Origin of the sequence: Chryseobacterium cucumeris, from assembly GCF_001593385.1 — a bacterium.
Classification (GTDB): domain Bacteria; phylum Bacteroidota; class Bacteroidia; order Flavobacteriales; family Weeksellaceae; genus Chryseobacterium; species Chryseobacterium cucumeris.
This window is the reverse complement of sequence record NZ_LUVZ01000044.1, coordinates 15950-34774: the sequence shown is the minus strand read 5'-3', so window position 1 is coordinate 34774 and position 18825 is coordinate 15950. Positions and strand designations below refer to the sequence as shown.

The following is an 18825-nucleotide window of genomic DNA, read 5'->3' as shown; positions in this document are numbered from 1 at the left end:
TAAAAAATTAAACAATTTGCAAATTTACTGCCTACACATCCTGAATCGTGATATTCACAACCAAAACAAGCAATAAATTTAAAATTTTATTATAGTTAGTAGAAAAAACTTAACTATTGTTACATTTAAATTAAAAAATAAAATTAACACAAAACCCAACAGAGCTAATTTTATTTATATTATAATTAAAAAACACAGAAAAATAAAAACAAATTGATAATTTAAAAAATAGACATTTTAAAATCAACACCCTATCAACCAAATCATTAAAACAGAATCATAAAATAAAAAAACCGCACAAATTGTGCGGTTTTTCATATTTAAATTCAATTATAATTTTATAAAGAATAATTCGGAGCTTCCTGTGTGATAATGACATCATGCGGGTGAGATTCTTTCAGTCCGCTTCCGGTAATCATAACCAGTTTTGAGTCCCTTTGAAGGGTCTCAATATCTTTTGCACCACAGTATCCCATTCCGGCTCTTAAACCTCCTGTCAACTGGAAAATAACATCCTCCAATTTTCCTTTATGCGGAACTCTTCCTTCAATTCCTTCCGGAACGAATTTTTTAGCTTCACTTTGGAAATATCTTTCTTTACCACCTCTCTTCATTGCTGAAAGACTTCCCATTCCCTGGTAAGATTTGAATTTTCTTCCCTGGAAGATAATTTCTTCTCCCGGAGCCTCATCTGTACCTGCTAAAAGTGAACCTAACATTACAGCACCTGCACCGCTAGCGATAGCTTTTACAATATCTCCGGAAAGCTTGATACCTCCGTCGCCAATTACTGCTACATTTTGAGATTTAGCATATTCATAAACGTTATAGATAGCAGATAACTGAGGAACTCCAACTCCGGCCACTACTCTGGTTGTACAGATAGATCCTGGGCCTACTCCTACTTTCAATACGTTTGCTCCTGCTGCAATAAGATCTTTTGCGGCATCTGCTGTCACAATATTTCCTCCTACAATATCAAGGTTAGGATATGCTTTTCTGATCTCTGAAATTTTATCTAAAACTCCTTTTGAATGACCATGTGCAGAATCAATTGCTACAATATCAACTCCTGCCTGTACTAAAGCCTCAATTCTCATTAATGTATCTTCTCCTACTCCTACTCCCGCTCCTACGATAAGACGACCATTTTCATCTTTATTGGCATTAGGGTACTCCAACTGATTATCGATATCCTTGATAGTAATTAAACCTACAAGTTTGTTATCTTTATCTACGATAGGAAGTTTTTCAACTCTGTTCTTAAGAAGGATTTCTTTTGCCTTTTCAAGATTGGTATTTTTGTCTGAAGTGATCAGATTTTCTTTGGTCATGATCTCTTCTACTTTCATATCAAGATTTTCCTGATATTTTACATCTCTGTTGGTAATAATTCCGATCAGGACATTATCGGGATCTACAACCGGAAGACCGGAAATCTTATATCTTGACATAAGATCTTTAGCTTCACCTAAAGTATGATCTTTAGATAAAGTAACCGGATCAGAGATCATTCCGTTTTCGGAACGTTTTACACGGTTTACCTGAGCTGCCTGCTCAGCGATTGTCATGTTTTTGTGGATAAATCCTAACCCTCCGACTCTTGCTAAAGCAATGGCCAGATCAGCTTCAGTAACAGTGTCCATCGCAGCGGAAACTATCGGAACATTCAGCGTGATTTTGTCGGTAAGTCTTGATTTTAATGAAACCTGGTTAGGTAAAACTTCTGAATAAGAAGGGACTAGAAGAACGTCATCGAAAGTGATGGCTGTCTCTACAATTTTGTTATGAATAGACATCTTTACTTTCTTTGCAAAATTAGGTTATTTTAGTGAGATATGAAAATCCTTTTTGATAGTTTAAATAAAAATTAATAATCAATAACTTAAATCAAAAAACCGTCCTTTTATCAGAACGGTTACTGTACAAAATAATTGAATAAGTTTGAAACTACTTTATTTATATGTTAAATATGAACATTGAAGGTCTGTTTCATAAGGTTTCCATTTTCATCCAGGTTGAATTCTTGAGGTGATATGATTATTTATCAGAAACAGAATTAATCATTTTTGAAATATCATTAGCCGTAAAACTTCCTTTTACATCTACAAAAACCATTTCATTCTTGCTGGAACCTACAGTGATCAGCATATTTTTAATGATCTCTCCGTCCTGTTTTACTCTAATGTTGATATCTTCTCCATCATGTTTTATGCTAGCCCACTCTTCATAATGATTGTTATTCAAAAACTGAGCATAGTCATTTAGCATTTCCTTACTCCCATTGGTTACAGTAAGGACTTTTATTTTAGAGGCTTTCTTAACCATATCTATGGTCTCTTCACCTTCTCCTTCTTCTCTAAGGGCTTTCTTAATATAAGATTTAGCTAAAACCATGGGCACATTAATACTTGCAAACTGTGCGCCCTTGAAATCATATTTTGAATTCTGAAAAAAATCTATATTCGGCTTTTCTGAGACAATACATGACTGCATCAGCCCAATTGTCAGAATCACGAGAAAAATGTTTTTAAGAGTCTTCATAGGTTAGTTTTTTTTATTTGATTTGTCTGAGGCTTCCTCCCGAAATTTTGTCCACTTTGGCATCTAGCTCAGGATTTCCTTTCAGTTTTACATCAGCTCCTGAAGAAACACTTACTTTTAATTTGTCTGTAACAAGTAAGGAAAGACTTGCTCCTGAAGTAGATTCTGCAACTGCTGTGGTAATCTTAAGGTCATCGGCTTTACACGAAGCACCGCTACTCGTTTCTATTACTGCAGAAACAGCTTCTCCGGATAAGTTTACACTTGCTCCGCTTGAGGTATCCAAAGCCAGCTTCTCTGTGACAAGTTCAGCATTCACAACAGCACCAGAGCTCACTGTAACAGCGGCAGCTTGTTTTACATTGAAAGCTCCTTTAATAATAGAGCCTGATTCTGCATCGATCTCCATGCTATTCTCATTAACAGTATCTACAGCTGTAAAAATACTTCCCGATGAAGTTTTTATACCGTGAAGATTAGGAGCCGAAACGTTCACATTAAGATTTTTAAATCTAAGATTTCGAACGCCTTTATTATCCACATATATTTTCAGCACTCCGTTTTCCACTTTAGTGATGACATATTGAAGTTTATCTGCATCGGCAATCACTTTTACACTTCTGTTATTTTCCTGCTTGAAGGTAACATTTACTCCCACGCTGGCATCTATTTTTGAAAACTCACCTACATTTCTGCTATCTCCATTCAGGTAAGAAGATGTATTCTCTGAAGTAAGGCTGCTTTTCATGGTACTTGTCACAGAAGAAGTAATTGTTTCGCCGGAATTAATGATTTTGTTCACATCTGACAGTTTCATTTTTCCATTAAGAATAAAAATAATATTCTCTTCTTTGGAATCTACATTGAACACAAGATTTTCCAGATAATTATCTTTTTCTTCTTCGGCCAGGAACTTCATGGAAGTACCATCACTGCTCATGGACATCAGTTCATTGAAATTAAGAGATCGTAGAGCTTTATTCACCCGATCCGTCTTTTCTTCGTTCATTCTTATATTCGCGAGATTTTCATCCTTTAAACGATCCGGGAATGTTATTTTGGGAATGATCAGGATTTTCAACCCTTCTACTTCGTTCAAAATTGGTTTTATCTTTCCTACATAAGCATCATTAACATCAATGGTATTCAGTAGTTTGAACATTGGCTTCTTGATATTGATAGATGTTACTCCTCCATTTTTTTCAAAATCCTGAAAAAGCTTGTTCAGTTTGTCAGTCTGTGCAGAAGATGTTGCAAAACTGCTTAGCATTATGGCTATTATAAAAAATATTTTTTTCATGAGATTGAGCTGATTTTTAGTATTCGCTGTCAAGATTTTCATTTTTTTGGGAAGATGCTACTGTTTTTTTAAACTCGTTTCCTAATTTCATAAAGGAGTATCTTGTAACATCCAGGGCTTCTTTTTCACTACTAATTCGTTTTCCGTTTACAATAACATAAGAGTCATTGTAAGCTGTTGCAGAATCATTTACATTTTTACCTGGGAAGGAAGAATTATCAACATATCTAGGTTTTCTTTCTTTTTTAAGCCTTCCTCTTTTTGGCAGAATTTCATCCATTACATCTTTTTCTGCCACCTGGTTGTCCTGAAAAACAGAATCTTTTTTCACACCGGAAATAGAGTCTGTATGATTCACTGCAACCTGTTCCTGATGATCACTGTTTTCTTCAATGAACCCTGATTTCTGTTTTAAGATCTCGTCTTTCACCAGTTTTTCTCTGTCCAGGGCATCTGCCGTACCGGAATTATTATAATTGATAAATAAGCCGATACCCAAAACCAACATTACACTGGCGGCCATCCAGAACCATTTAGGAAATGAAGGTTTCTTTTTTTCGCCTAATGGGATGATAGGTGCCATATTCTGTTCAGGCTCCGTACCTTCTGCAGTCTGAAGAAAATCTTCAAAACTCCAGTCCATTTTTTCTTCCTTAATTTCCCGGAAGACTTCGTTGTATTTATCTTGTAATTGATCTTTTTTCATAGCTCATCAGTTGTGAGATTTGTTCTTTTACTTTTTGTCTCGCACGCATCAGGTTTACCCTTACTGCATTTTCCTCCATTTCCAGCATTTCAGAAATTTCGGAAACATCATACTCTTCTACATCTTTCAAGTGGATGACCATCTTCTGTTTCTCAGGGAGCTGATTGATAAATCCTACAATATGTTCCTTAAGGTTATCAACTTCCATACTGTAAAGCTCCGAGCGGTGAAGCTGCATATCCGCAAAGCCGATCTTTACGTCGTGATGCTTCAATCTGTTCAGGCATTCGTTCCGGACAGACTTCAGCGCATAGGATTTAAAGTTCCCGAATTGCTCAAGCTCATCCCTCTTCTGCCAAAACTTCATCATGAGATCCTGTACCACATCTTCTGCTTCATCACTGCTCATGACAAACCGCTTCGCAAAACGATACATCTCGTCTTTGAGAATAAACACCGTATTCTTGAAAGTTTCTTGGGTCATGAGTTTTGTTTCTTATAGGTAAGACAATTGCTATTACTTATCTATTACATCAAAAATAAAAAAACTTCAAATAATTTGAAGTTTTTTATTTTTATTGAATTAATACGTATCAAAAATATATTTCAGAATCGCTTTATCTTCTTCTGTTAAAGCCACTTTTCTTCTCGCCATGGCTCTTTCTGCGACTTCATATACTTTATCAAGTTTGAATCTTTCATCATCTTTCGAGCCGCCCCATGAAAAGTTTTCCACAAGGTTAGGGGGAAAACCTGGTTTGAAGATATTGGAAGCAACGCCGATTACCGTTCCTGTATTCAATTGGGTATTGATGGCTGTTTTGGAATGATCTCCCATAATCAGACCTGCAAACTGTAATCCTGTATCTTCGAATGATTTTGTTCTGTAGTTCCAGAATTTTACACTACCATAATTATTTTTCATGTTGGAAGAATTCGTATCCGCTCCGAAATTACACCACTCCCCAATCACAGAGTTTCCTACAAAACCCTCATGCCCTTTACTTGAGTATCCGAAGATAATAATGTTATTCACTTCACCACCTACTTTACAGTGAGGGCCGATGGTGGTAGCTCCGTAAATTTTAGCGCCAAGGTTGAATTTGGAATCATCACAAAGCGCAATTGGCCCGCGAAGATGGCAGCCTTCCATGATCTCAGTATTTTTCCCGATGTAAATCTTCCCTGTTTTTGTATTGATGGTAGAGAATTCAACATAAGCTCCTTCTTCAATAAACAGATCTTTTTTATCGCCTAAGAAACCATTGGTTGAAGACAATTCCTGTGAAGTTCTTCCTTTAGTAAGCAGTTCAAAATCAAAATCAATCGCGTGATGGTTATAGGTAAAAAGATCTTTCGGTCTTTTGAAAAAAACGAGTTCTTCCTTAATATCCGTCATTTTTTCAATCTGGTTCAGAGAAAACCCTTTCATATTGATTTTAGCGGCGATTAATTCGTCTTCATACACCAGTGCCTCCCCTTGCTTAAGATCTTTAATCTGTTGAATTACGGTTTCTGTAGGAAGGAAATTGGGAACTAAAAATAGACTTTCTTTTTCCTCCGGGCTTTTAAATTTATCCTGAAGGTATATTTCCGTGAAATAAGTTACTTCAGTGTTTTCAAGTATTTTCTGCCATCTTTCAGAAAATGTAAGGATTCCGCATCGCATAGCAGCAACCGGACGGGTAAAAGTAAGCGGAAGAAAATCTTCCCAATATTGTGCGTCTGAAAATACCAACTGCATCATTCAGTTTTTAAGTTTAAGGTTTATGTTAAAGGTCAACAAATTTACAATAAAAAAAGTCTCCCAAAAATTGGAAGACTTTAATATTTTTAATGTATAAAAATTACTTAGCGAATTTTTTATACTTGTTCATGAACTTATCAACTCTACCTGCAGTGTCAACTAGTTTCACTTTACCAGTGTAGAAAGGGTGAGAAGTTGAAGAGATTTCCATTTTGATTAGAGGATACTCTTGTCCTTCGTACTCAATAGTGTCTTTTGTTTCTGCAGTAGACTTGCAAAGAAACACCTCGTCGTTACTCATATCTTTGAAAACAACAAGTCTATAATTTTCTGGGTGGATTCCGTTTTTCATAATACTATTTTTAAAAAAATTAAGTTTGCTTTCGAAATAGTAATGGATATTTCTCTGCTAAATTTTAGGTTGCAAAAATACAACATTTTTTTAAAATTCCAAATACTGAATTCAATATTTTTTTATAGATAAGAAATTCAAAGTATTTTCGTTAAATTTGGAACTTACTTAAACTTTAATTTCAATGAAATTCAAATTATTACTGGCTTTTTCCTTCTGGATGTTACTTGTAGCAGTATCATGTAATAAAGATGACATAACGTTTGACAGTCCTTCACAGGAACTCCGCTTCTCCAGAGATACGGTATTTTGTGATACGGTATATCATCAGGTACGTTCAGAAACTTATGTTGTAAAAGTATATAATAATGAAGATAAGGATATCATGATCCCAAGAGTGAACCTTGAAAAAGGAGCTGCTTCATTATATAGAATCAATGTAGATGGAAAACCGGGATATGATTTTAAAAATGTTCCTTTAAGAAAGAAAGACAGCCTTTATATTTTTGTTGAAATTGCTCCGGAAGCTACAGGACCGGAAGCCATTGCAGAAGACAAAGTTCTTTTTACAAGTCCTGGCGGACAACAGCATGTAACTTTATTTTCTGTCGTTCAGGATGCTGAATTTTTCATTCAGACTCCCGGAAACCCGAATGTAATTACCAGTTCCACTACATGGAATAACAATAAAGCAAAGATCATCTACGGAAATCTTACCATTAATCCTAATATAACATTGGATATCAATCCCGGAACGAAAGTATACTTCCACAAAAACAGCGGAATGAAAGTTTCTTCCGGAGCGGTCTTAAATATTAACGGTACTCAGGCAGATCAGGTTATTCTTCGCGGAGACAGGAATGATCCTTATTATGATACGATTCCTAAAAACTGGAATTCTATTAAAATGGAGGCCAATTCTACCCTTAAGATGAACCATGCAAGACTTTTCGGAGGGACTAGAGGGCTGGACATGAAGCAAACCAATGCTACCATCACCAATTCCTTCATCCATACTTTCTTTGAGTACGGAATTTATGCCGTAGGTTCTACCGTGAATGCGAACAATCTTGTGATGAACAACTGCGGTTTATCCTGTGTAGGGATTTTCCTGGGTGGAAAACACAGCTATACTCATGCTACCATTGCGAATTATTCTAAAACAATGAGTTCTTTTGACAGAGCAGGAATTTTTGCAGCCAATGAATGGAAAAATGACGCCGGGCAGTCGCAACAAGGAGCCTTACAGCAGCTTGACATCAAAAACAGTATTGTCTATTCTGACAGGGATGATGCTGTTCATTTTGAGCAAACTCCGGGACAGCAGTTTGAATTCTTGCTTCAAAATTCATTAATCAAATATACAAGTGCCACCGGAGCAGGTTTCACTTTTGACAATAATCCGAATGTGATACAAACGGTGAAGAATGCAGAACCTCAGTTTGTCAATTATTTTATGGCTAAAATGAATTTAAGGGTAAAACCTGGTTCTCCGGCTCTTGGAAAAGGAAATGCGGCTGTTGCAGCAACGGTACCTTTTGATATTGTTAATGTTTCCAGAACCACTAACCCAACTTTAGGAGCTTATCAATAATGGAAATTACACAGTTACAACAGCAGGTAGATGAATGGATCAAAACCATCGGTGTAAGGTATTTTAATGAGCTTACCAATATGGCAATGCTGACAGAAGAAGTAGGCGAAGTAGCAAGAATTATTGCCAGAAGATATGGTGAACAAAGCGAAAAGGAAAGTGATAAGACTAAAGATCTTGGTGAAGAACTGGCAGATGTGCTTTTTGTAACATTATGTTTAGCCAATCAAACCGGAGTCAACCTACAGGACGCTTTTGACAGAAAAATGAAAATAAAAACTGACCGTGATAAAGACCGGCATCAGAACAACGAAAAATTGAAATAATGATAAATGATGAGTTATAAATAATACATCAATTTGTAACTCATTATTTTTTTAGAAATGTAGATCATAATGAAGCTAGAAAAATCAAAATTATCAGGTGATAAAACAGTACAGATCAGCGGTTCGAAAAGTATTTCGAATCGTTTATTGATTCTGGAAAGTCTGTTTAACAATATAAAAATCGGGAATTTATCCAATTCTCAGGATACTCAGCTGCTGAAAAAAGCTTTATCTGAGAATACCGAAGTGGTAGATATTCATCATGCGGGAACAGCAATGCGTTTTCTCACTTCTTATTATTCTATTCAGGAAGGAAAGACAACTGTTCTTACAGGTTCCGGAAGAATGAAGGAAAGACCTATCAAAAATCTGGTAAGTGCTTTGAGAGATCTTGGAGTGGAAATTGAATATATGGAGAATGAAGGTTTTCCCCCTTTAAAAATTACAGGAAGAAAAATCACCCAGACTTCGGTAAATGTTCCTGCGAATATCTCAAGCCAGTTTATCACTTCACTGCTACTTATAGCAGGAAAACTTGAGAATGGATTGGTGATTAATCTTGTGGGTGACGTTACTTCAAGATCTTATATTGAAATGACGCTTGATATCCTGACCAGATTTGGTATTCAAAGCAGTTTTGAAGGAAATACCATCAAAGTAGAACCTTTCACTCCTGACAATTCCGCAGTAGTACATTATGAAGTGGAAAGCGACTGGAGCTCGGCTTCCTACTTCTACTCTATCTGTGCATTAGGAAGAGAAAAGATTCATCTAAAAAGTTTTTACAAAGAATCCACACAGGGAGATTCTGCAATTGCCAACATCTACGAAAAGTTCTTCGGAATCAAAACTACATTCTCTGAAGATGAACATCAACTAACGCTTGAACCTCAGCCTGACTTTTCTTTCCCGGAAAAAATTATGCTGGATATGAACGACTGTCCGGACATTGCACAAACTCTTTGTGTAACAGCCGCCGCTTTAAAAATTCCTTTTGAGATTTCCGGACTGGGGACCTTAAGAGTAAAGGAAACCGACAGGCTTCTGGCTTTATATAATGAGCTTAAAAAGCTGGGTACCGAAACAGAGATCACAGATTTGACGATTAAATCAATCAGTTTTGGGGAGCCACAAAGCCATATTTCTATTAAGACCTATCAGGATCACAGAATGGCCATGAGTTTTGCACCATTTTGTCTGATCGGCGAGCTCAATATTGAAGATGAAGATGTAGTAGAAAAGTCTTATCCAATGTTCTGGAAAGATCTTGAAAGTATACTGACTCATTAATTTAACAATATAAAAATGTGGTAATTTGAAAAAATGATTTTTATTTCGGATTACCACATTTTTAATAATACTGATAATCATGAAATCTGTCATTCACTTTTTGATATTCTTATCTGTGACGAGCTTATCTGCTCAGAAGCTGAAAAATTTTTCGGTTCCGAAAGATTATACTCAGATTGCAGAAGCCAAAGGCGATCTTGACAAAGATGGAAAAGATGAAACTATCCTGGTATTTAATACGAATATAAAAGCATCATACAAGCAGAACCCGGAAGGTATAAGTGACTATAAAAGGGTTTTCTATATTCTGAAAAAGGGAAACAGTAGTCTGAAAGTATGGAAAGAAAATTCTGACATCATTTTTTCAAGCGGATTCGGATTTTATCCTTCCGATAATACTCTTACAATCAATATAAAAAATAACTGTCTTGTTATCGAACAGCTGTTTTTTACCAATTCAAGGCATACACAGCAATATAAACATACCTTCAGATTTCAGAACGGAGATTTTTATCTGATAGGTTTGTACGATCATTTTGAAGATACCTGTGATTTCAGTTTCACCAATGAAATTAATTTTTCTACAGGCCAAGTAATTGTTGACAGAGAATATTCCTCCTGTGATGATCATACCAAACTACCCGAAAACTTACATAAAGAATTTACTCATAAATTCCCGGCTCTTATTAAAATGAATGATTTCTTTATCGGAGACCACAATTTCAAAATTCCCGGGTTGAAGGAGGATTTTGCGTTTTAAGAGAGACTTCTATCTGGAAAAGCTATATCTTTTGAAAACGCAAAGAAAACAATTCTATAGTTCTATTTAAAGAAAGCAAAGAAGGCGACAATGTCGCTGATGAAGCTTAATTGTTATGCATCCGCTTAGAAAGAGTCAATTTATTGATTTCATCTTTGCTTCCTCTCTATATCCGGAACCAAAATAAGCTTTGCGTTAATAAAAATCGTCGTTTTTCTTCTTTCTTCCAGCTCCCTTACTTTATACCAACTTAATTATCTCTTAAAGTTAAATTAACTCCTAGTGCTTTGATATATTCTTATTTTTAAGCTACTTTAAAAATAAAAAAACTATGTTCAAACAAAGCATGAAACGTATGACAGCTATCACTCTTGGAGTAGTTACTGCATCTGTCTTTTTTTCCTGTTCCAATGACAGCCTTATGGAAAGAGACTCTAATGAAAACAGCTTAGCTTCTTTAGCAAAAGTTAGCAGTAGAGCTTCTTTAGCACCTATCGAGATGAACAGCTGGATGTCTGGTCTTCAGGATAATATTTCCATTTCAAAAATCTCGATTCCCGGAACCCATGATTCCGGAGCACGTGTAGATGCCCCTGTTGTATCAGGTACGGCTAAAACTCAGGACCTCAGCATCGCAGAACAACTGAACGCCGGAGTCCGTTTTCTGGATATACGTTGCAGACATATTGACAATGCTTTCACCATTCATCACGGAGCGATTTACCAAAATCTGAATTTTGATGATGTGCTTAATGCGTGCTATGCGTTCCTTAACAGCCATCCATCAGAAACAATCATCATGTCTGTAAAAGAAGAATATGATGCTTCCAATACCACCAGAAGTTTTGAACAGACTTTTGATTCTTATGTACAGAAAAATCCTTCGAAATGGGATCTTGGAGCAAACATTCCTACGCTCGGTGCTGTAAGAGGAAAGATCAAATTACTAAGAAGATTCTCTTCAGGAACAACTAAGGGAATCAACGCTTCACCATGGGCTGATAATACAACTTTTGACATTAACAATTCCGGGGTACAGTTAAAAGTGCAGGATTATTATAAAGTAACTAATAACGACGATAAGTGGAATGGAATTTCCAGCCTGCTTAATGAAGCTAAAAATGATACGAATGGTAAACTTTTCGTGAATTTTACCAGCGGTTATAAACCAGGAATCTTTGGTATCCCAAATATTCCTACCGTATCCAACAATATCAATCCAAGGCTTAAAACATTCTTCCAATCCAATACTCACGGATCTTTCGGAATAATGCCGATTGATTTTGTGAATGCTGAACTTTCCCAATTGATCGTTAACACCAATTTCTAAATTATTATTTGTTAGATTTATTCAAAGGCTGTCTTTCTTTTTGAGGCAGCCTTTTTGCGTTTTGTTCTGCTTTTATCTCTCGCAGATTTTGCAGATAACGCAGATTAACTCAACCATCTGCTTAATCTGTAGAATCTGCGGGAATTCTAAATTAATTCACAAAAAAAGACTGTTCCAGCAATGAAACAATCTCTCTTTGTAAAAGTAAAAGTGTAAAAAAGCTATTTCTTAATTCCGTAAGCAGCCAGTATTTTGTTGAAGATCTCAGTGTTTTCGAACAATCCTGTGAATTCTTTTGAATTCGGTCCGTACGCAAAAACACTTGACGGAATGGAAGTATGATCATTCGTACTGAAGTTCCCGAATACCCAACCCTCTTTCAGACTGCCATCTAAAAGTGTTAAACCTCCGGTTTCATGGTCCCCCACTACAATCACTAAGGTTTCTTTATTTTCGTCAGCAAATTTCATAGCCTTCCCTACCACATAATCAAAATCCAGTAATTCTGTAACCAGCTGTTCTATATTATTGCTATGACCTCCGCCATCCGTTTGAGAAGCTTCAATCATCATAAAGAATCCCTGTTTATTATTTTTTAAATCATTTAAAGTAAGATCAAAAGCTTCGCCAAGCCAGTTTCCTCTTCCATTAGTGATTCTTTGTGAAGCCCGAGGATCAATAACCAATGTACGATTATTAATTTTCATTACTGATTTCAAATCCTGATACAAATCTATTTTTGCTTCCTTAAATTTCTGAAGATTATCCTGAGACAATCCACTTGTAGGACCTCCAATTAATATTTTTGTTTTTGAAGCCGCAAAATCTTTTAAAATAGATTCCGAACTGTTTCTGTTATCCGAATGGGCGTAAAAATCAGCAGGCGTAGCATCTGTAATATCTCCTGTGGAAATTAAACCGGAAGTCATTCCTTTTTCAGCAATTATATCAGGGATCTGTGCCAGTGCTTTTCCCATATTGTCAACTCCTACAAAAGTATTTTTAGTCTTAACTCCTGTTGCGAACGCTGTAGAACCCGGTGCTGAATCTGTAATATAGGCATTGGATGAATTGGTCTTTGAAAGCCCTGTGGATTTCATATTGAAAACATTCAGTTTCCCTTTATTAGCTGTAAAGGCAGCATAATATTGTGGTAAAGAAGTTCCGTCCGGAATAAGAAGGATGACATTCTTTACTTTTTTCTCTACACCATCTGACTGATACGTTGGAGTATAAGTGGCATATTCCTTTGTATTCTTATAAAAGTTTTTCGGAATCGTGTTCATGAATTTTTTAAGATCCGGAATATGATCGGTATTGATATAATCTACTCCCAAATCCATCAGATTTACCCATGCATTCGGAAAGTCCGGAGCTCCGTAAAAGCGAACAGGTTTTTGCTTCGCATGAGCTTTGTCAACCGCAGTTTTAATTTTTGTGGTTTCTTCATCCCTTGGAATTCCTTTCCCGTTCCATTTTACCAATCCCGGAAGATCTGCACTGAACATACCTACTCTTTTCAGTTGATCTGCAGAATAATTTTGGTCAAGATCTCCGTCAAAGTAAAGATAGTTGGGATAGTTCTTAAAATCTGCAGGCTGAGGTCTTCCTCCGGTAATGACAATTTTAATTCCGGAATTTCCGGTAATCTCCGGATATTTTTCCAGCATACTCACCAAAGCTGCCAGTGAAGTTTTATAATCCTGTTTTATATCAATCAGCAATTGAAGTTTCTTACCTGCATCAGGATAGACATTTCCTTTGTTCAGCTTAATCTGTTTTGAAATATTATCGAGATAAAGACTTTCCAATGTTCTGTCCGGAGAAAGTTCTTTTTCAGTATGAGCAACCCAAAGCTGGCCTTTTACCGGAAAAACATCTGCTTCTATAGAACCGAAATTGGCATAATAAGCCTGCCAGAATGGGATCTCCTGCATGTAATCATTATGTGAATGTGCATTCCCTACATTATAATTCAAATAATTTTGTGCCTGATTTTCAGAAAAAACAGCAAGGGCTAATACAGCCCATATTTTTGATAATTTCATTCGTATATCGTTATTATTTTATAGGTCAAATGAAACAACCTATCTCCATACCTTTGAAAAAACTATATCACCACAGAAGGTTCTGTAATGATATAGTGACTTATATATAAAAAGATTAAAATTTTACCAGCCCTCATTTTGTTTAATGATCCCGTGACTGTTTACGATTTCAGCCTGTGGAACTGCCCAAACATTATGTACAGCCGGATTAAAGTTTCTTGCGGCCCACACTACCTGTCCATTGATACCGTGCAGAGGCTTCGCATACGCTGCCTGCGCATCTCCCCAACGTACAAGATCTCTGTGTCTGTCTGCCCATTCACCCGCCAGTTCGCAACGTCTTTCATGTTTAAGATCAGCCAATGTACATCCGTTTTTCACAGGTAATCCTGCACGTACTCGGATCATATTGATCTCCTGATCTGCAGATTTTCCCTGCATCAGTAAAGCTTCTGCTTTGATCAGGATCACCTCAGCGTAACGCATGATCGGAACGGCAAGGTCTGTACACGGATAATCTCCGTTGGCACTCACGTGACCATTTTTCAGCTCATACTTGAAGGCATCCATATATTTATTAAACTGGTATCCGGTAAGGGAATTCGTAGAAGCGTATATTCTTTCTTTTCCGTTGAAGGTAAATTTATCTCCAATTTTCAGAATGGTCGCACTTCTTCTAAGGTCTCCCGTTTCGTATTCATCAAACAACTCTTTTGTTGGCTGAAAATATCCCCATCCGTTATATTCTCCCCATCCTTTGTTTTCAAGCATTACTCCCGGAAGAATACTTCCCCAGGCAGTAAACTTTGTAGTTCCCGGAACCGACCAGATGTATTCTGAACTGTAGTTATTTTCAGCTTTGAAAACATCAGCAAAATTACCTAATAAGGCTCTGTTTCCTTTGGTCATTACTTCATTAGCCCAGAATTCTGCATTCTTCCAGTCTTTCATAAACAGATATACTTTTGCTAACAATGCCCAAGCTGCGGCTTTATGAGGTCTTCCGTAATCCTTTGCTGGAAGTTCTGCCTGTGTAGGTAATAATTCAGCAGCTCTTTTCAGGTCGTTGACAATGTACGTGTAATTTTCCATTACGTTGGCTGCTCTTGGAATCGGGTTGGGATCCGGATCTTTCGAACGGTCGATGATAGGAACACCTGCTTTTTCATTTCCATAAGAATAGGCAAGCTCAAAATACATTCTGCTGCTCATGAAGAGTGCTTCTCCAAGATATTTATTCTTGGTGGCCTGCGAAGTCTGAATATTATCAACATTACGGATCACACGGTTGGCCACTCCAATTACGTTATATCTTTTGTTCCATTGGGTTTCAAGATCACCTGCTGCGATATAATTGCTGCTGAAGTTTTTAGCATTATCTGCCTCACTTTTTGCTCTTCCGGTTACCATATCATCACTGGCATTGATAAACCAGAACAAACCTCTTCCGTAAAATTCACCATCGAATAAAGGCTTGTACATAGCGTTTGCCCCGGTAATAAGATCGTTTTCTGTCTTCCAGAAGCTTGCTTCAGTAGGTGTTCCTTCAGGTTGAATATCCAGTTCTCCAGTGCATGACAGAAGCATCACTGATATTCCTGATACTAACAATATTTTATTGAAAAATTTCATTTTTTTACTTTTTGCTGGTTAAAAATTATAATCCGACCTCTATTCCAAAGATGAATGAGCGTGCCTGAGGATATCTTCCGGTATCAACTCCGTAAGAATTCATCCCTACTTCAGGATCGAATCCTGTATATTTCGTTATGGTAAACAGGTTGTTGGAGGTCATATAAATTCTGACTTTGTTTACATCCAGTTTTCTGTACAATTCTTTTGGTAATGAATACCCGATGGTAAGGTTCTTCAGTCTTAAATAAGATCCATCCTCCACATAAAAATCTGATACTTTGGAATAATTACCGCTTGGGTCACCGTGTACCAGTCTTGGGATATCAGTATTGGTATTCTGAGGTGTCCATGCATTCAGGATATCTCTGTCCATATTATAATTCTGCCCCGTTCCGCCCGGATTCAAAGAAATAAACTTCATTCCGTTGAATATTTTATTTCCGTAAACGCCCTGGAAGAATAAATTCAGATCAAAGTTTTTCCAGGTCATATTGTATGAAAAGCCATAGGAGAACTTAGGATATGGACTTCCAAGATTGACGAAGTCATTATTATTGAGTACTCCCGTATTTCCTTCCTTTTTCAGGAATTTGATATCTCCCGGCTTGGCATTAGGCTGGATAAGATTTCCGTTGGCATCTTTATAATTGTTGATTTCTTCCTGACTCTGGAAAATTCCTCCTGTCTTATAACCATAGAAAGAATACAAAGGATCACCCACTTTCACACGGGTTGGCTTTAATACACCTCTTACTCCGTTATCATTGATGAAGATCTCATCCACATTGGCAAGCTGCTTCACCGTATTTTTTAGTTGACTCATCGTAGCTCCTATTGAGAACGTGAAATCGCCGGAAACTACTTTGTTATAATTGATTCCCAATTCGTATCCTTTATCCTGGAATAATCCCGCATTCACATACTGATTATTATATGTTGCCGTACTTGGTAAGCTTACATTGAAAATTTGATCTTTGGAATTTTTCACAAAGTAATCGAACTGTAAAGAAAGGCTGTTGTGAAGGAATGAAGCATCTACCCCAAAGTTGGCCTGCTCAGACTTCCCCCATTTCAGATCTGGATTCGGACGTGTGGTGGCATAATAAGCAATATTTTGAGAAGGATCCTGACCGAAAATCACATTATTATCTCTCGTCATCAAAGGATTTACAGCCTGAGGTGAAATTCCTCCAAGATTACCCAAAATACCGTAGCTTCCTCTTAATTTCAGACTTGAAAGCCATGAGATATCTTTCATAAAGTTTTCTTTCGAAACCACCCAGGCACCGGAAACGGCATAGTAGTTAGCAAATCTGTTTTGTTTCGCTACCAGAGAAGAGCCATCACGTCTTCCCAATAAACTTACAATATACTTTCCGGCATAGTCGTAATTTACTCTCGCCAGATAAGAAACCAAAGACTGTTTGAATCTGTAACTGGAAACATCTTTATTGGTATCCGCAGCGTTCTGAAGGTGCTGGAAAACCTCAGCTTCACTTCTGAAATCATATGATTTTGCCACAAAACCCTCATCAATTGTTTTCTGGAAAGTAAAACCTCCAAGGAAATCGAAATTATGCTGTCCTGCTGAGATTTTATACGTTAACAATTGTTCTGCAAGCGCTGTTGAAGAATTATTGGATTGGTATTCCAGATTATTGGTATCAAAAATTTTCCCAATTTCAAGGACTCTGTATGTAAAGTTCTTTACATCTCCCAGTTTAAAAGTCTGTGAGAAATTGGAACGGAATTTTAAATCTTTCGCCAGTGTAATTTCAGCATAAGGGTTGATTAAAATTTCGTGGGTAGGATTTCTGATACTGATTCTTTTAAGATACGCAACAGGGTTGATCATATCTCCGTAACCACCTGCCACATCAATCGGCAGTCCGGAAAACGCACCACTTGGCGTATATACCGGAACATTGGGCGGATAGTACATAGCCGCTACCAAAGCTCCCGTATATCCACTTTTGGTATCGGCTGTATTGCCGTCAGAGTAATTATAGTACATATTTTCTCCGATCGTCAGCCAGTCTTTTACTTTATGTTCAGAATTAACTCTGAAATTGTATCGTTTTGCCTGAGTATTCAGTAAAATCCCCTCAAGACTTCTGTGATTCATGCCCACAAAATATCTTGATTTATCACTTCCACCGCTCAGATTTACGTTGTATTCCTGAATCGTTCCTGTTCTGAAAATTTCTTTCATCCAGTCTGTTCTGGTAATTCTTCCGTCCGGATATTGATTAGGATTAAAAGCCATCGGTAAACTTCCCAGTTTCCCGGCATTTTCATAGGCTTTGTACATCACGTCCTGAAATTCTGCTGCATTCAGAGATTCTTTCAGTCTCCACGCCTGGTTTACTCCGTACTTAACATCAAAATCAACAGTAAGATTTCCTTTTTTCCCCTTTTTAGTGGTAATAAGAATAACCCCTCCTGAAGATCTTGCTCCATAAATAGCTGCAGAAGCATCTTTAAGTACAGAAATATCCTGAATATCGTTGGGATTGATAGACGGTGTTCCGTTGAAAACCACTCCATCCACAACATAAAGGGGAGTTTCACCATTGATTCCTCCCAGACCACGAATATTGACCTTCGGTGCTCCGTTAGGATCACCGCCTTCGTTCACTACAGTAACTCCGGGCGCTTTACCCTGAAGTACTTCTCCTACTCCGGACAAAGATCTGGAAGTAAGCTTATCCAGCGAAGCCTCCGAAACAGCTCCGGAAACTTTACTTTTTTTCTGTGTTCCGTATCCAACCACAACAATCTCGTCGATGGATTTTTCTTTTAAGCTGTCTTTTTTCTGAGCGAGGAACATCGGTGAAGCTGATATTGCACCAATAAGTAATACCCTTCCCGTTAAGTACGTTACGGATACAGGGATTTTAAATACATTCATGATCTCCTTTTTGATTAGGTGCAAAATTAGATCAGTCTGCTTCCATACCTCATTAAGGTTTTCTTATGTTTTTATTAAGAAATTTTGGCTTTTTTCAGATACCACCTACCACAAAGTAAAAATAAACATCTGTTTTCCAGAAACATATGTAATTAAAAGTAATCATTCCTCCGATGATGAGTAATGAATTAATATTAAGTTTGTCTTAAATTTATTATCAAACCGGGACAATAAATGAAGACTCATTAAAAATTATTTCAGAAATAATAAATAACTGAGTTC

Annotated in this window: 15 protein-coding genes; 5 read left to right on the top strand and 10 right to left on the bottom strand. The window is 37.0% G+C overall.

Going from position 1 to position 18825, the window contains the following annotated elements; genetic code table 11:
* Positions 1-338 precede the first annotated feature (338 nt).
* The 7 genes from guaB to A1704_RS19365 all read right to left on the bottom strand — a co-directional run bounded on the left by guaB (position 339) and on the right by A1704_RS19365 (position 6649).
* Complete coding sequence (guaB, locus tag A1704_RS19395; RefSeq protein WP_062675692.1) at positions 339-1799, bottom strand: IMP dehydrogenase; 1461 nt, start codon at positions 1797-1799, stop codon at positions 339-341.
* A 241-nt stretch (positions 1800-2040) separates the two neighbouring features.
* Complete coding sequence (locus A1704_RS19390; RefSeq protein WP_062675691.1) at positions 2041-2544, bottom strand: DUF4252 domain-containing protein; 504 nt, start codon at positions 2542-2544, stop codon at positions 2041-2043.
* A 13-nt stretch (positions 2545-2557) separates the two neighbouring features.
* Positions 2558-3844 carry a DUF4252 domain-containing protein gene (locus A1704_RS19385; RefSeq protein WP_062675911.1) on the bottom strand — a complete coding sequence of 429 codons (1287 nt, stop codon included), beginning with the start codon at positions 3842-3844 and terminating at the stop codon, positions 2558-2560.
* 16 nt (positions 3845-3860) lie between these two features.
* Complete coding sequence (locus A1704_RS19380; protein ID WP_062675690.1) at positions 3861-4550, bottom strand: hypothetical protein; 690 nt, start codon at positions 4548-4550, stop codon at positions 3861-3863.
* Positions 4525-5034, bottom strand: a complete 510-nt coding sequence (locus tag A1704_RS19375; RefSeq protein ID WP_002976192.1) for an RNA polymerase sigma factor — start codon at positions 5032-5034, stop codon at positions 4525-4527. Before A1704_RS19375 ends, A1704_RS19380 begins: the two co-directional genes overlap by 26 nt.
* A gap of 99 nt (positions 5035-5133) precedes the next feature.
* Positions 5134-6294: a GlmU family protein gene (locus A1704_RS19370; protein WP_174525210.1), complete on the bottom strand. Its 1161-nt coding sequence runs from the start codon at positions 6292-6294 to the stop codon at positions 5134-5136.
* 103 nt (positions 6295-6397) lie between these two features.
* Positions 6398-6649, bottom strand: coding sequence for a type B 50S ribosomal protein L31 (locus A1704_RS19365; protein ID WP_002976190.1), 252 nt, complete (start codon positions 6647-6649; stop codon positions 6398-6400).
* 184 nt (positions 6650-6833) lie between these two features.
* On the opposite strand from A1704_RS19365, the gene A1704_RS19360 reads away from it, so the two are divergent.
* From A1704_RS19360 to A1704_RS19340, 5 genes are all read left to right on the top strand, one after another.
* Complete coding sequence (locus tag A1704_RS19360; protein WP_062675688.1) at positions 6834-8243, top strand: hypothetical protein; 1410 nt, start codon at positions 6834-6836, stop codon at positions 8241-8243.
* Positions 8243-8569, top strand: a complete 327-nt coding sequence (locus A1704_RS19355) for a nucleotide pyrophosphohydrolase (RefSeq protein WP_047385875.1) — start codon at positions 8243-8245, stop codon at positions 8567-8569. Before A1704_RS19360 ends, A1704_RS19355 begins: the two co-directional genes overlap by 1 nt.
* Before the next feature lie 69 nt (positions 8570-8638).
* Positions 8639-9859, top strand: coding sequence for a 3-phosphoshikimate 1-carboxyvinyltransferase (locus A1704_RS19350; RefSeq protein ID WP_062675687.1), 1221 nt, complete (start codon positions 8639-8641; stop codon positions 9857-9859).
* Positions 9860-9938: 79 nt separating this feature from the next.
* Positions 9939-10619 carry a hypothetical protein gene (locus A1704_RS19345; protein WP_062675686.1) on the top strand — a complete coding sequence of 227 codons (681 nt, stop codon included), beginning with the start codon at positions 9939-9941 and terminating at the stop codon, positions 10617-10619.
* Positions 10620-10950: 331 nt separating this feature from the next.
* A complete protein-coding gene (locus A1704_RS19340; protein WP_117753118.1) occupies positions 10951-11949 on the top strand; it encodes a phosphatidylinositol-specific phospholipase C in 999 nt (332 codons plus the stop codon).
* Between the two features lie 221 nt (positions 11950-12170).
* On the opposite strand, the gene A1704_RS19335 is transcribed toward A1704_RS19340, so the two are convergent.
* The 3 genes from A1704_RS19335 to A1704_RS19325 all read right to left on the bottom strand — a co-directional run bounded on the left by A1704_RS19335 (position 12171) and on the right by A1704_RS19325 (position 18543).
* Positions 12171-13997, bottom strand: a complete 1827-nt coding sequence (locus A1704_RS19335; RefSeq protein WP_062675685.1) for an alkaline phosphatase — start codon at positions 13995-13997, stop codon at positions 12171-12173.
* 123 nt (positions 13998-14120) lie between these two features.
* On the bottom strand, positions 14121-15629 hold the full coding sequence (locus A1704_RS19330) for a RagB/SusD family nutrient uptake outer membrane protein (protein ID WP_062675684.1): 1509 nt from the start codon (positions 15627-15629) through the stop codon (positions 14121-14123).
* Between the two features lie 25 nt (positions 15630-15654).
* Positions 15655-18543 (bottom strand): SusC/RagA family TonB-linked outer membrane protein, encoded by a 2889-nt coding sequence (locus A1704_RS19325; protein ID WP_062675683.1) that lies wholly within the window; start codon positions 18541-18543, stop codon positions 15655-15657.
* Positions 18544-18825 lie beyond the last annotated feature (282 nt).

Excerpts from the sequence above, each read along its gene's own strand:
- A1704_RS19380 (WP_062675690.1), bottom strand. The coding sequence starts at position 4,550 with ATGAAAAAAGATCAATTACAAGATAAATACAACGAAGTCTTCCGGGAA.
- A1704_RS19365 (WP_002976190.1), bottom strand. The coding sequence starts at position 6,649 with ATGAAAAACGGAATCCACCCAGAAAATTATAGACTTGTTGTTTTCAAA.
- A1704_RS19390 (WP_062675691.1), bottom strand. The coding sequence starts at position 2,544 with ATGAAGACTCTTAAAAACATTTTTCTCGTGATTCTGACAATTGGGCTG.
- A1704_RS19340 (WP_117753118.1), top strand. The coding sequence starts at position 10,951 with ATGTTCAAACAAAGCATGAAACGTATGACAGCTATCACTCTTGGAGTA.
- A1704_RS19345 (WP_062675686.1), top strand. The coding sequence starts at position 9,939 with ATGAAATCTGTCATTCACTTTTTGATATTCTTATCTGTGACGAGCTTA.
- guaB (WP_062675692.1), bottom strand. The coding sequence starts at position 1,799 with ATGTCTATTCATAACAAAATTGTAGAGACAGCCATCACTTTCGATGAC.
- A1704_RS19325 (WP_062675683.1), bottom strand. The coding sequence starts at position 18,543 with ATGAATGTATTTAAAATCCCTGTATCCGTAACGTACTTAACGGGAAGG.
- A1704_RS19335 (WP_062675685.1), bottom strand. The coding sequence starts at position 13,997 with ATGAAATTATCAAAAATATGGGCTGTATTAGCCCTTGCTGTTTTTTCT.
- A1704_RS19385 (WP_062675911.1), bottom strand. The coding sequence starts at position 3,844 with ATGAAAAAAATATTTTTTATAATAGCCATAATGCTAAGCAGTTTTGCA.
- A1704_RS19330 (WP_062675684.1), bottom strand. The coding sequence starts at position 15,629 with ATGAAATTTTTCAATAAAATATTGTTAGTATCAGGAATATCAGTGATG.
- A1704_RS19350 (WP_062675687.1), top strand. The coding sequence starts at position 8,639 with ATGAAGCTAGAAAAATCAAAATTATCAGGTGATAAAACAGTACAGATC.
- A1704_RS19355 (WP_047385875.1), top strand. The coding sequence starts at position 8,243 with ATGGAAATTACACAGTTACAACAGCAGGTAGATGAATGGATCAAAACC.
- A1704_RS19360 (WP_062675688.1), top strand. The coding sequence starts at position 6,834 with ATGAAATTCAAATTATTACTGGCTTTTTCCTTCTGGATGTTACTTGTA.
- A1704_RS19370 (WP_174525210.1), bottom strand. The coding sequence starts at position 6,294 with ATGCAGTTGGTATTTTCAGACGCACAATATTGGGAAGATTTTCTTCCG.
- A1704_RS19375 (WP_002976192.1), bottom strand. The coding sequence starts at position 5,034 with ATGACCCAAGAAACTTTCAAGAATACGGTGTTTATTCTCAAAGACGAG.